The organism is Tenuibacillus multivorans (assembly GCF_900103915.1).
Classification (GTDB): Bacteria; Bacillota; Bacilli; order Bacillales; family Alkalibacillaceae; genus Tenuibacillus; species Tenuibacillus multivorans.
Genome location: NZ_FNIG01000016.1, coordinates 1 through 13234 on the forward strand (window position 1 = coordinate 1; position 13234 = coordinate 13234).

General features: G+C 34.7%; 14 protein-coding genes. 10 read left to right on the forward strand and 4 right to left on the reverse strand.

The window, feature by feature from the left end:
- Together BLP77_RS15490 and BLP77_RS15495 are read right to left on the reverse strand one after the other, a co-directional pair.
- The coding region (locus tag BLP77_RS15490; RefSeq protein ID WP_143001430.1) for a helix-turn-helix domain-containing protein at positions 1-274 on the reverse strand (274 nt) is incomplete at its 3' end.
- 123 nt (positions 275-397) lie between these two features.
- Positions 398-589, reverse strand: coding sequence for a hypothetical protein (locus tag BLP77_RS15495; RefSeq protein WP_093858030.1), 192 nt, complete (start codon positions 587-589; stop codon positions 398-400).
- 120 nt (positions 590-709) lie between these two features.
- Between BLP77_RS15495 and BLP77_RS15500 the strand changes: the two genes are divergently transcribed.
- The 4 genes from BLP77_RS15500 to BLP77_RS15515 all read left to right on the forward strand — a co-directional run bounded on the left by BLP77_RS15500 (position 710) and on the right by BLP77_RS15515 (position 3513).
- Complete coding sequence (locus BLP77_RS15500) at positions 710-1816, forward strand: DUF445 domain-containing protein (protein ID WP_093858031.1); 1107 nt, start codon at positions 710-712, stop codon at positions 1814-1816.
- Positions 1817-1881: 65 nt separating this feature from the next.
- Positions 1882-2238 (forward strand): YlbF/YmcA family competence regulator, encoded by a 357-nt coding sequence (locus BLP77_RS15505; RefSeq protein WP_093858032.1) that lies wholly within the window; start codon positions 1882-1884, stop codon positions 2236-2238.
- A 539-nt stretch (positions 2239-2777) separates the two neighbouring features.
- Complete coding sequence (locus BLP77_RS15510; RefSeq protein ID WP_093858033.1) at positions 2778-3077, forward strand: hypothetical protein; 300 nt, start codon at positions 2778-2780, stop codon at positions 3075-3077.
- Positions 3070-3513 carry a spore coat protein gene (locus BLP77_RS15515; RefSeq protein ID WP_093858034.1) on the forward strand — a complete coding sequence of 148 codons (444 nt, stop codon included), beginning with the start codon at positions 3070-3072 and terminating at the stop codon, positions 3511-3513. The genes BLP77_RS15510 and BLP77_RS15515 overlap by 8 nt, the downstream gene beginning before the upstream one ends.
- A 419-nt stretch (positions 3514-3932) precedes the next feature.
- On the opposite strand, the gene BLP77_RS15520 is transcribed toward BLP77_RS15515, so the two are convergent.
- On the reverse strand, positions 3933-4118 hold the full coding sequence (locus BLP77_RS15520) for a YhzD family protein (RefSeq protein WP_093858035.1): 186 nt from the start codon (positions 4116-4118) through the stop codon (positions 3933-3935).
- 142 nt (positions 4119-4260) lie between these two features.
- Between BLP77_RS15520 and BLP77_RS15525 the strand changes: the two genes are divergently transcribed.
- The 6 genes from BLP77_RS15525 to BLP77_RS15550 are packed head-to-tail and all read left to right on the forward strand — an operon-like array spanning position 4261 to position 12831.
- Positions 4261-5511, forward strand: a complete 1251-nt coding sequence (locus BLP77_RS15525) for a metallophosphoesterase family protein (protein WP_093858036.1) — start codon at positions 4261-4263, stop codon at positions 5509-5511.
- On the forward strand, positions 5501-8464 hold the full coding sequence (locus BLP77_RS15530) for an ATP-binding protein (protein ID WP_176753105.1): 2964 nt from the start codon (positions 5501-5503) through the stop codon (positions 8462-8464). Before BLP77_RS15525 ends, BLP77_RS15530 begins: the two co-directional genes overlap by 11 nt.
- A gap of 18 nt (positions 8465-8482) precedes the next feature.
- Complete coding sequence (yhaM, locus tag BLP77_RS15535) at positions 8483-9424, forward strand: 3'-5' exoribonuclease YhaM (RefSeq protein ID WP_093858038.1); 942 nt, start codon at positions 8483-8485, stop codon at positions 9422-9424.
- Positions 9425-9441: 17 nt separating this feature from the next.
- A complete protein-coding gene (locus BLP77_RS15540; protein WP_093858039.1) occupies positions 9442-10392 on the forward strand; it encodes an AAA family ATPase in 951 nt (316 codons plus the stop codon).
- Entirely contained in the window at positions 10392-11606 is a 1215-nt protein-coding gene (locus BLP77_RS15545) for a DUF58 domain-containing protein (protein ID WP_093858040.1), read from the forward strand. Before BLP77_RS15540 ends, BLP77_RS15545 begins: the two co-directional genes overlap by 1 nt.
- Entirely contained in the window at positions 11590-12831 is a 1242-nt protein-coding gene (locus BLP77_RS15550) for a DUF4129 domain-containing protein (RefSeq protein ID WP_093858041.1), read from the forward strand. The genes BLP77_RS15545 and BLP77_RS15550 overlap by 17 nt, the downstream gene beginning before the upstream one ends.
- Before the next feature lie 110 nt (positions 12832-12941).
- On the opposite strand, the gene BLP77_RS15555 is transcribed toward BLP77_RS15550, so the two are convergent.
- Positions 12942-13234: IS3 family transposase (locus tag BLP77_RS15555; RefSeq protein WP_143001455.1), on the reverse strand; the 293-nt coding region annotated here is incomplete at its 5' end.

Here is a 13234-nt window from a genome sequence, read left to right on the forward strand (position 1 = left end):
GGTTCATCTTAAAAGCCGTGGCCGTGTCTTGATAAGAAGCGCCCGTTTGTTTCATAAAGTTTAATACATTTAGCTTAAATTGAACAGGGTAAACTGTTTTTGAACGCTTTCTCATTAAACCTTCCTCACCCAAAACCTTATAAGCATTCACCCACCTTCTTACTTGCTCCTGATTGGGAACACCATATTTTTTAGCCAGCGAAGTGGAACCCAATGGACCTTCCAAGTATTCTTTTACAATTTTCATTTTGAACTCTTTACTATATTTTGCCATATAAAAACACCCCAAAAGTTAGATTTTTTACTCTAACTTTTGGGGTGCAGTACCTTTTAAGGCCCTCTTTTTCATTTTAAAAAACTTGACCCTCTAATAGGTGGAGGGTCAAGTTAGTATATGTTAATCATTATGAGTTTCATCCGGTGTACTAAATGGCTCATCATTTTTTCTGATCTCATGAGCCCCTTCAATTTGTGCGCGATTATAGGTTGGTCGCACATAACCTCCTGCTAATCCTTCGTTTAACATACGGTCAATATCAATATCAAACTCACTTCGGCTATCCTGATTCCGTCGATCTGGCTTTGCCAAAAGTGACCCCTCCTTTCTTTGGTTATAGTTTGTGCTGCCTATGTAAAGTCAATACTGGTAATAAATCGTTAATCATGTTTAAAATAGTAATCATCATGATTATTATGGAAAGGTGAAAAAATGGAAACAGTCACAATCATTTGCTTGATGGTTATAATCGGAGCATTAATTGGTGGCATGACGAATTACTTAGCCATAAAAATGCTATTTCGACCTTATGAGCCAATATATTTCGTAAAATGGAGACTCCCATTTACCCCAGGATTAATTCCAAAACGTCGAGCAGAATTAGCTGAACAATTAGGACGGGTTGTAACGGAATATTTAGTAACAAGTGATTCATTGCAAGATAAAGTTATAGATCGTGACTTTCAACAAAAAATCGTCGTCATGATAAATGAACAAATCGATGAATGGTTAAAACGAGATCATTCCTTGATTCATCTTTTACAAAGGATAAATCCCAATTTAACATCGTATGCTATCGAACAAGAAATTGAGAATGTCATTATAAATGAAAATAAACAAACAACTGTAGAACAGTTATTGCCAAATGGTACGATTAACACGATTGAACAACGAATTCCTCAGTTTTCAACGTATGTGATCCAGCAAATTGAGCTATACTTATCTAGTGAAGAAGGTAAACGTAACATTTCTGAAAGCGCATCTAAGTTTCTAAATAGCCAAGGTTTCATTGGTAATATGGTGTCATCCTATTTAGGTGAAGATGGATTAGCTGAAAAAATTATACCGGCCATAAACATGTTCTTACAGTCATCTGATACACAACAAACCGTTGAAAAACTGTTGAGAAAAGAGTGGGATAAGCTTAAAGAAAAGGATCTTCAAACTATAATTCAAGATGATGATTTTGAACGACAGATTGCACGTTACATTATGGATAGATTTGGAGTTCAAGCCTATTTACACAAACCATTAAATGAATGCTTAGGTGACAAATTAGAGAATTTCAAAGAGAATTGGGTCCCATCTATCGTTCAATTAGCATTAGAAAAACTTTCAACTCAGATGAGTCATCTTTTAGAGGAGCTAAACTTATTTGAATTGGTTAAAAAAGAAGTTCAATCATTCGATATCTCACGTATTGAGCGATTAGTACTAGAAATTACACAAAGAGAAATGAATATGATTACATATCTAGGTGCATGTTTAGGAGGTATGATTGGTTTAGTTCAAGGTATAATCGTTTTATGGCTATCTTAAATGACTATACAGTCGGTTTATTCTTTGTTACAGTAGGAAAGTAATGAAATATTAGGAGGTATATTGTGGCGAATATTTATGATCAAGCGTATGATCTTGAAAAAGGCCTACGTGAAAGTGACGAATTTAAGGGTTTAAAAGCAGCTTATGATAAAGTGATGAACGACCCGCAAACGAAGAAAATGTTTGATGATTTTCGTGAAACTCAACTGAACCTGCAGCAAAAACAAATGCAAGGAGAGGAAATCACGGAAGAAGAAGTCAACCAAGCTAAAAAAGTTGTAGAACTTGTTCAACAACAGGAAGATATCTCAAAACTGATGGAAGAAGAACAACGTTTAAATACATTAATTTCAGACATTAGTAAAATCATTACGAAACCATTAGAAGAACTTTATGGCGAAGAAGGACAAGAACAGTAATATCTGTGCAACCCCGAGCGATTAGATTTTATTAAATTGTCAAGAATAATCATTAAAACACTTTAAAATAAAATGATTAGATTTAATGTCAATATTTAATAAGTAAAAGGAAAGGATAGATGAACAGGGAGAATACCTGTTTCATCTATCCTTTTTTTGTACTATATATAGATTCATTTAAAGCAATTATTTATTGTTCAACTAACGGCCTCTTATTTACAGTATATATTCCAAAACATAAATAAGGTGCACCTTTTATCATTTTGTTTACATGTACTCATAGACAGATGTTTAAGTAATTGTCATAAGTGGTTTGAACTACATGATTAATCTGCAATTGATTAACTCTTTCTTGTTTTTTTATTTAATGTTTAGACATAAACTGAACTCGTTCCTATATCAAGGGTACATTTTTTAAATAATAAGGTTAATCTACTAAGTCATACACCTTTTTTAAAATAGAATAGGGTACAACATAAACAGGAGTGATTATCGTTAATATAGTAATATCAAAGAAGAAAGAAAGGAGTGAAAGAATATTGAGTGATATGAACCAAGAACTAACAAGGCTATCAAAGAACTTAGCAGGAATGACGGTAGCTAGAGTGTTGAAGAAGCACGATATTGCAGGGGATCAAGCAAGTCTAGTGGAATTGTCGGAAGAGCAAAAACAAGAGTTAAGAGATATTGCTAAAAATTTAGAGTCAATAGTTAATGATTATGTCTCTCAAAATGATGAGATAACGAACAATATTGCGGAGGAGTTGCAGACAGTAGAAAGCCCCCTTCGTAAATTAATGAAAAAAACTAATGAGAGGGAGGATGAGAATAATGGGTAGGAGAAGTAGAAGAAGAAATTTTAATCGTATTGATGAGTTCACTTTTTGCAGTAATAACAGTAATTCCGCTATAACTGCTGCGGATGCCCAAGATTCTGATATTTTCCAAGGTTCATTTGATATAATTGAAATTCGTGATTCATGTGATGTAAATGTAACATCTACTGATACGCAAGTTGCTGTTTCTATTCAGGCAGCAGTTCAAGTTGCTATTGCTTTAGCTGTCAATATTTCTATTGCTGATAGTAACCGTGCAGAGCTCGTAACAAAAGAGTTACTACAAAGTGCAGAAATTGATCAAGTAAACAAACAAAAGATTGTGATTGAAGGCAGTGAAACAGTAGATGTGAGAACAAGAGATACGGACGTTGCCGTTTCCCTTCAAGTTCTAGTTCAAATCCTACTAGCCTTACTTGTACAATTAAATATTCTTTAGTTGTCTTAATGGTTCGTAACAAGTGAACACTCGCTTCAATTAGTGCCAACTCCAAATCATTGGGGTTGGCTATTTTATTCCAATAACTTTTATTATACGAGACGTGAAATTAAAGGCAATAAGTAATGAATGTTTTTCAATTCTTTACTTATTTTAAACAATCTAAAAAGTTCTTTTTTTGATGATTTTATGTGTGTTTTTTTCTGTATTATCAAAACTTCGACCCAGTATAATTTTTACCATTCATATTTGTTTTATAGTAAATGCGGTCACAAAATATATCTAATAAATAAGTACACCACTAATATATAAGTGATGTACTTATTTTTATATAATGTGTGGCATTAAAGACAAATTACTATTATCATAATAAAAACATACATGCACTTGTCTTTAATTTTCATAGAAGCTTGGATTTTTTACCTATGGAAAAGTAGTAAACGTCCATCCGGAGAAACGCAGCGATGAGTTTGGTCCTCATATTTATATTCTTTTAGCTTTTGAGTGCCTAACGCCTTGGCTTCATCGTCATTCTCTGCTTTAAACTGCTCGTCTAATAATGCTTCTCCGTCGTTGGCATACACCGTTAAGTAATAAGTTTTCATTCTGATTCCTCCTCTAACTTTAACTATATTGATTTAAATGATTTTTGTAAATAGCAATTATATTGGAGAAAAATACAACCGAACGTGCATTCGCTTTTTATTTTTGGTAAAATAACCTTATAACATAGTATGGAGGAATAGAATGCGAGATTTAAAATCTATTCGTTTTTTACACGCTGCTGATTTACATTTAGATAGTCCTTACAAAGGAATGAAGAATTTACCAAATTCTATTTTTAAAGATATAAAAGAAAGTACTCTAATGGCTTTTAACCGCTTAATCAATTTAGCAATTGACCAACGTGTTGATTTTGTCTTATTTGTCGGAGACTTATTTGATCAATATTCTGCTTCAATTAAGTCTAGAATGGTTCTCAAGCATGGTTTAGAAAAGCTTAAAGAACATAATATTCAGGTTTATATAAGCTTTGGAAATCATGATTATCGAATGCAGGAGAAAGCTGACTTATCATTCCCTTCAAATACGTTCGTTTTTACTTCACAATCCGTCTCACACTTTGTTTGCGAAAAACATGGTAAACCCTTGGCACAAATTAGTGGGTTCAGTTACGAGGAGAGAGATGTAACTGAGAAGATGGTTGGACAATATGATGCGAAAGATAATTCGTTGTATCATATTGCTATGTTGCATGGAAGCCTTCAGTCTAATAATGATCATGACACTTACGCACCTTTCTTATTAAACGATTTAAAGGGTAAGCAAGTTGACTATTGGGCTCTTGGACATATACATCAACGTCAAATTATATTGGATCGGCCTTATGCAGTCTACCCTGGCAACATCCAAGGTCGACATATCAAGGAAACGGGAAAAAAAGGCTGCTACATTGTGGATTTATCACCTCATCAAACACAGCTCTCCTTTTTCCCTTTGCAGGAAGTCATGTTTCTACAAAAAGAGTTAGAGTTAGAAGGTGTAAACACCATCGATGACTTTCTTCATGCACTTGAACAATATAAAGATTTATTAAAAACTGAACATGAGAAAATATTTTTACGGTTAACGATCCAATTAGATGAAACGAGTCAAATTGATGTTAACGTTGAACAAATTGAAGAAATATTAAATATGATTAATGGTCCTGAAGAGGAGGAAAAATATTGGGTTTGGATTCAGGATATGAAAGTCAACGAAGACATTTCCTATAATCGTGTGGAGCTTAAAGATTCCAACCAATTTGCAGGAGAAGTTATTAAAACGATTGATGAAGGTAAAGAGGTTGAGAAATATATCCAAGATCTTCTGAGGCATCATACGTTTAAAAAGCATATTCATTGGAATTTAGACGAGGTCAAAGATGAGATTAAAGAAGAAGCAGAACGACTGATTATCAAAGAATTAATGAAGAATGGTGACGATCATGCTGATTAAGGAACTAGATATAGTGTCATTTGGAAAATGGAATAGAGAAAAAATTTCATTACGTGATGGATTTAACTATTTTCATGGCCCTAATGAAGCTGGTAAATCATCTATTCGTATGTTCATGACTTATATTTTATTTGGCTTAAAGCCTTATGAGCGTGAACGCTACAGATCTAAAGTAGATGGTCAATTAGGAGGACGATTAGTTGTTGAATTAGATGATCAGGAATGGATCATTGAACGCCTGGAACATCGTAATCGAGGCAAAAGAGTTGGTTTTATAAATGGTAACCAAGTCTCTGAGGAAGATATTGAACTTGCATTAAAAGGGTTGAACCGTTTTTTATTTGAATCAATTTTTTCGTTCCAAGACCGCGATTTGCAGTTCATTCGGAAATATAGACCTGAGGATATAGGAAAAGTGTTATTTAATTTAGGTCTGACAGGATCAGAACAAATAACGGAATTAGAGAATAAACTTTTGGGTTATGCAGAATCGTTGTTTAAAAAACACGGTAGAAGACCGCCATTAAATGAAAAATTAAATCAAATTAAAAAGCTAGATCAAGAAATAGAACAGGTGGAACGTAGTGAAAATCAGCACCAGGCTCTTTATGAACAAGTTAGAAAACGGCAGAAGGAATTAACGGATCTAAAGCATTCTCATGACCAATTATCTGATCAGGCGAAACAATTAGAAAAATTAATCCAAGTTAAGGACTCAATTGTTAAATATCAAATTTTAGATGTGGAGATTCAGCAATTTAATGAAGTTAAACAATTTCCCTCTAATGCAAAAGAGAGATTTGAAAAATTAAAAGAACAGAGCAGAGGCTATGTTGATAAACTTAATATGGTGAAGTCGAATATTCAGCAGGTTGAACAAGAATTGGACGATTATGAATACAAAAGTAAACTAAATCAATGGTTAATGTCAATTTCTGAAGCTGAGCGAATCATACAGCAAGCCACTGATCTAAAACACAAAATTAGTCATTTAGTTGAACAAAAGAATGGGCTTCATTACCAATTTCATCAAGTCTTAAGGAATTTAGGTCTGGAATTTTCTGTTGATGATCTTAGTTCCTTAGCAATAAACAGCTACACAAATGAAAATTGGAAGCGTTTAGTTCAGCAACTAGAGAATGTGAAAACACGTCAAAAAGAAATTAAACGGAAAATAATAGCCAAACAAGAGGAGTTAGATGCTGAAGTCCAATATGAAAAACAGGTCAAACACAATATGTTGGAAGAGCATGACGTTAAACATTTAAAAGAACAAAATGAGCAAATTAAAATGGCTAAACAAGAACAAGTTATGAAGAGACAGCTTCAGGCTGAAATGAAAACGCAACAAAAAGCCATGAAAAAGATGGAACGTTCACTACGTATGACAAAATTGATTGCCCCGATATTTATAGGTGTTATCATGCTTTACAATATATTCACAACATTCTCTAATAATTGGACAGATTACGGAATATTAGCTGCCATGGCTGTTATTTCAATGGTTGTTTTATTATTCATTAATCGCCAGCATATAGATCTTAAACGTTCACTAAATTCGAATTATAAGCCTTTGAATGAGAATTTCCTAGATGAGAGCGAAAAACAATTGTCGAAAATTAACCAGAAACTAGATCATTATGAAAAGCAAAAAAAGGAACTTGAAGATGTAATTGTCAAAAAACAATTCATCGAGTCAAATTTAAATGAACTAAAAGTGGAACACGATCATGTCAGTGATGAATTACGAACATTAGAAAAGGAAATTGAGAATGAAATTGAAAAGTTCCCTTTTCTATCAAATTATGAACTATATCAATGGCCGAATGTATATGAAAACCTAGAAGCAGCTAAAAGTTATGCTCAGAACCTAGACCATATTAAAGAACAAATGCATGACTATAACAGCAAGTTGAATGAACTTAACAAAAAAGCTTATAGTGTCTTGAAATTGTATGAACCTGATTTTTTAATGCCCTATTCGGAAACACTTTGGGACAAATTTAAAGAAAAAATTGAATTAGAAAAAGAATGGCTTAATCATAAAAAGCAATTAGACAATAGACTGATAGATTTAACCAATCAATATGAAAGTTATTCTGCAGCCTATCAACCTTATCAACAGGAAATGGAAGAGTTATTTTCTAGTCTGGGTGTACAAGCAGAGGAAGAGTTTTTAGCTATGGCGGAGACTTATAATCAGTATGTAGAAAAGAAAAAGCAACTTAGTGAGGCCTATACTTTTATTTATGAAATTTTTGGGAATGAAGCGCAAAACATCACAAAACAAAGCTATGATTGGAATGAATTAAGTGAACGGTCTGACAAGTTACAGAAGTCCATTAAGGAAACAAATAATCGAATAGAAGAAATTCGTCATCAAATTTCAGAAAAACAGGCTCAAATTAAACAAATCGAAGAAACAGGGGTTTTATCTGATTTAGTCCATAATAGGGCGTTATTAGAAGCAGAGATCACTCAATTAGCAAAGGAATGGTCTGTTTATAAAACAGCTGAAGCTTTTATAATTGAAACAAAAAATAGGTATCAAAATGTCTACCTTCCTGATATTATGGAACAAACTAGGACGTATTTTAATGAACTGACAAATAGTCAGTACAAAGACCTTCAATTCGTCAATGATGAAGAAACTATTTTAGCACAGAAGACAACAGGCGATTGGTATCATATTGGTCAATTATCAGAAGGAACAGCTGATCAATTATATGTGTCATTACGATTAGCATTAAATGACTCTTTTAAAAAAGTCATTAAAGCTCCATTTGTATTAGATGATGCATTTGTACATTTTGATCATAAACGAAAAGAAAATATGTTAAACCGTTTAAGAGAATTATCCAGTGAACAACAGATTATCTATCTGACTTGTGAACCGAATCATTCAAACCAGTTTGAATACATGGATCTAACTGATTCAATTGTTGTTAACTAGAAAAAGGGGAGATGAGAAGTGAGTAAAGGAATCGCAGAAGCAGTTGTGGGGGAACAATTTGAGGGTTTCCTCCTCATTAAATCGGCTGATAAAGGTGTTGCGAGTAATGGTAAGCCGTTTTTAACAATTATTTTTCGCGATCGTTCAGGGGAGATTGATGCGAAGCTATGGGAAATATCTAAAGAAGACGAAGAGGTATTTTTACCCGAGTCAATCGTTCATGTGCATGGGGATATTCGACAATTCCGAGGTAAGCCACAATTGAATATACGCCAAATTAGATTGACGAGTCCAACTGATGGCGTTAGCCCTGAAGACTTTATGGAAAAAGCGCCTGTTCCTGTAGAGGAGTTACAAGAGTACATCACAAAGAAAATTTTTGAAATGCAAAACCCTAACATTCAACGCCTTGTCAGATATTTTGTACGAAAATATGAACATGACCTTTTCGTTTATCCGGCAGCGACTAAAAATCACCACGAATATGCGGCAGGTCTAGCTCATCACGTTGTGTCAATGTTGAAGCTGGCGGACCAGATCAAGTCATTATACCCAGATATTAATGCAGATTTGTTATACGCTGGGATCATTTTGCATGATATTGGGAAGGTCAAAGAGTTGTCGAGCCCAATGTCCCCAACTTATACATTAGAAGGTAAGCTATTAGGTCATATCACGATGATGGTCGATGAGGTTTCGTCAGCTGCTGAAGAATTAGGCATAGAAGGGGAAGAAGTTTTACTATTACAGCATCTGATTCTAAGTCATCACGGTAAAGCTGAATGGGGTAGCCCAAAAGCGCCACAAATTAGAGAAGCAGAAGTCTTGCATTTAATTGATTTAATGGATGCTAAGATGAATATGATGAATCGGGCATTAGCTAAAGTGAAACCCGGGGAGTTTACGGAACGTATATACCCATTAAACAACCGATCTTTATACAAACCAACCATTGAATAAAATAAAGGAGGATGTGAATGGATTTACAAGCATTTACGAATCAATTAAAAGAACAAATAGGGAAGGTTATTATAGGAAAGGAGGATGTTGTCGAACTTATCGTTAATGCCTTAGTCAATGAAGGGCATATTTTATTAGAAAGTGTCCCAGGAACCGGAAAGACCATGCTTGCTAAAAGCATAGCTAAATCAATAGATGGCGACTTCAAGCGGATTCAGTTCACACCTGATGTGCTACCTTCTGATGTAACAGGTATTCATTTTTTTAATCCAAAAGATCAACAATTTGAACTACGTGTCGGCCCTGTATTAACCAACGTCCTCTTAGCTGATGAAATTAATCGCGCAACCCCACGAACTCAGTCTTCCCTATTAGAAGTTATGGAAGAAAAACAAGTAACCATTGATGGGACGACAGTTCCAATCGAGCAACCTTTCATCGTTATCGCAACTCAAAACCCCATTGAATCACAACAAGGTACCTTTGATTTACCTGAAGCTCAAATGGATCGCTTTTTTATGAAAATTGATTTAGGTTACCCGACTTTTAATGAAGAACAAACAATCATGAAGGCCTATAAAACTGCTAATCCGATTGATGAGTTAGTCTCAATGATTTCTAAAGAGCAGATCATACAATACCAAAAGACTGTTAAACATATATATCTATCTGATGAAATCGAAAAATATTTACTATCAGTCATTCATGCAACGAGAGAAAGTGATGATACACAAATCGGCGTAAGTCCAAGAGGAACACTCGTGCTAATGCGTGCTGTTCAAGCATGTGCAGCCATAGACGGAAGGGATTATGTCATTCCTGAAGATGTTAAGAAAATGGCACCATACGTGTTAGCCCACCGTTTAGTGTTAACGCTTGAAGCATCTACTAAGAAAAGTCAACGTGAAGTCATGGAGGATGTATTAAAAACGGTAGAAGTCCCCGTTGAACTTGGAGTCGAGCGCTAATGTTTAGAAAGGAAACCAAAAGTTCCGATATCTATGTTTGGTTAACGATTCCTGGTGGTCTATTTATCTTTTTTAGTTTCTTTCAGTCTTTTGGTACGTATCCGATGTTAATGTTTGCAGGTGCGCTTTTATTGTTTATTTACTGGTTTAGCCGTTTTTATGAAAAACATGTTGACGATTATTTAGTCATGGATAATCCAGTTCGAAAAATTAGAAGCTATCCAGGTGAAGAGGAGCAATTAGAGATTACGTTAAGTCAGCAGGGCATACTCCCCATTCTAAACGCTCGCTTAGAGATTACATATGACCATGTTTTGGAATCAAAGCTCTCTGATCAAACAAACCATCCGCATACAGAAACGGTTGAAATACCGATGACGTTATTAAGCTTTGAAAAGAAAAATTTAATATTACCGGTTCAATCAAAACATAGAGGCGCTGGAAAAATCCGAACGATTAAACTATCCATCCCTAACCTTATGGGATTTAGTTGGATTGACCTATATTATAATCGCCTTTATAAGCAAGAAGTTGTTGTTTATCCGAAACTGGAAAATGTCGCAGGGTTAGATTTATTAGACCCTAAAAACAATGGCGATCAGCAGGTCAAACACTCCATTTATGAACAGCCAATCCTTCAAATCGGAACACGGGATTATGTTAGTGGTGATCCGTTTAACCGAATCCATTGGAAATTAACAGCACGCAAGCAACAATTACAAACTAAAATTGTTGAGAAGGTTAACCAACTATCCTGGTGCTTTTTAATTAATATTAAAGTCCAGCACGGCGTTAATGTATTCAGTGAAATAGAAAAATATCTTGAACACACAGCATATATGTGCCGGTATGCAACAGAGCATCAAATCCCATTTGAGATATACATTAATGTTAGGGGATTAAAAGGTGTTCCTTATGTTCACCTGCCTTTAGGTAAAGGTAAGAATCATTATATGCATGCATTAGAATTATTAGCCCGTGTCAATCCAATTGGAATAACAGCTCAATATGACCGTACTCTGCAATACGTTGACCGACAAAATAAGCCACCACACATTATTCATATAGGTATGTTAGAGGAATCACATTTAAAGATGTTTAACCAATGGATGCATCAAGGCTATTCGGTTTATAGCGTACAAACATCAGCACAAGAGGCAAAAATCACTCCTCTTCATATGAAGGGAGACCAAATCTATGAATCAACTATCTAGTTTAATATTAACGTGGCAACGTTTATTAGTTGAATTAATGACGGTATGGATTGCCTTATACGGCCATAATATTCTGTCTGATTATACACCCCATACAGTTGGCTTTTTCATTTGGTTGATCGTATCTCTTATCATGTTATGGATTCAAAAATCTGTTTTAAACCATAACCTTAAATTCGTTCATATTTTATTAATGACGCCATTGTTCGTTGTTGTCGCTTGGTTGGTCGGGTTTAGTCCATTGTTGTCAGTTGCTTTATCAGGGTTTTTAGCTTGGCGTGCCATTCGACATGAGGATGAACCCCACCTAGAAAGTGAACCGACGTTTATAAGTCTTTCTGTCATTGCAGCTTTCGTAGGTCATGTAACCGGTATTTATCAGGACCACCCAAAAGCGGATGGGATATTATTGATGTTGATTATACAGCTGGCCATCCTTCTGCTAGGTAAATTGCTCTATCACTTGACATTAGATGAGGACGGCATTCTTGATCAGCGAAATAAAAAAATGATCACTATTTTAGGGATTGCGACAGTCATTTTTGGTAGTGCATTTTTAGTTTTGCTATTAACCCCAATCGTTAGACAAATCTATTATTCAACCATTCAAGGCGTTGTGAGTGGTGTATTATTCATATTAAATCCCATTTTTAATTATTTAGAAAGTCTTGAGAAAAATGAAATCGAAATGGAGGAAGGCGATGAGGGAGCAGGTGAACTCCCACCAAGACCTCAGGAATCAGTTAATATGGAAAATACAGAGCAAGTCATAACTAGTGAACATTTGTTAATCATCTTTTTAACAATAGCTATCATTATCATCGTTATGATTTTATTTAAATTTAGACATAAGCTTTTACAAGGTGTCAAACGACAAAAAGTAGAAGATGACAATCAATATATAACTGAATCGAAACAAATCCATGATAAAAAATGGTGGAGAAATCATCGAAATCGAGGTAATAAACCTTCTGATGATATTCGTAAAGCTTTTTATCAATTAGAGAATTGGGCTGCCAAAAAAGGATTAGGACGGTTTGTCGATGAGTCGATTGAAGAATGGCTAAGTCGTTATCGTATAGCTCATGTTGTTGATCATGAAGCGATTCAAATATACCGTCATGTTCGGTATGGAAGTCAAGAAATCGATACACATCAGAAAAAACAATATTTACAACAAATAAGTGAAATAAAAGAACAATTAAAAACGGAATGGTTAAAGTAAATCAATGTTGATTAACGTTAATAAACAAAAGAGGAGATCGAATGGGAACATTCCAGAATAATATAAAAAAGAGGTGCAATGGTAGTGAACCCCAAAAGTTAGAGTTTTGATTATGCAACTGTGTGGCTGGTTTGAGTTCGGTATTCCACTGGACTTAAACCAGCCAATTTTTCTTTTATGCGTTCGTGATTGTAATAATCGATGTACCTCTCGATATCCTTCTTTAATTCAGTATAAGAAACCAAGGGTTCCCCGTAATACATTTCTTGCTTCATAAGGCCAAAGAAGTTCTCCATCACGGCATTATCTGCACAGGTCGCTTTCCTAGACATACTTTGAAAAATTTTGTTCTTCTTCAAGGTTTTTACCCATTTACGATGTTGATAATGCCACCCTTGATCTG

What these genes read in the sequence shown, in the direction of transcription:
- BLP77_RS15500 (WP_093858031.1), top strand. Translation starts at nt 710, where the DNA reads ATGGAAACAGTCACAATCATTTGCTTGATGGTTATAATCGGAGCATTA.
- BLP77_RS15515 (WP_093858034.1), top strand. Translation starts at nt 3,070, where the DNA reads ATGGGTAGGAGAAGTAGAAGAAGAAATTTTAATCGTATTGATGAGTTC.
- BLP77_RS15520 (WP_093858035.1), bottom strand. Translation starts at nt 4,118, where the DNA reads ATGAAAACTTATTACTTAACGGTGTATGCCAACGACGGAGAAGCATTA.
- BLP77_RS15525 (WP_093858036.1), top strand. Translation starts at nt 4,261, where the DNA reads ATGCGAGATTTAAAATCTATTCGTTTTTTACACGCTGCTGATTTACAT.
- BLP77_RS15530 (WP_176753105.1), top strand. Translation starts at nt 5,501, where the DNA reads ATGCTGATTAAGGAACTAGATATAGTGTCATTTGGAAAATGGAATAGA.
- BLP77_RS15540 (WP_093858039.1), top strand. Translation starts at nt 9,442, where the DNA reads ATGGATTTACAAGCATTTACGAATCAATTAAAAGAACAAATAGGGAAG.
- BLP77_RS15545 (WP_093858040.1), top strand. Translation starts at nt 10,392, where the DNA reads ATGTTTAGAAAGGAAACCAAAAGTTCCGATATCTATGTTTGGTTAACG.
- BLP77_RS15550 (WP_093858041.1), top strand. Translation starts at nt 11,590, where the DNA reads ATGAATCAACTATCTAGTTTAATATTAACGTGGCAACGTTTATTAGTT.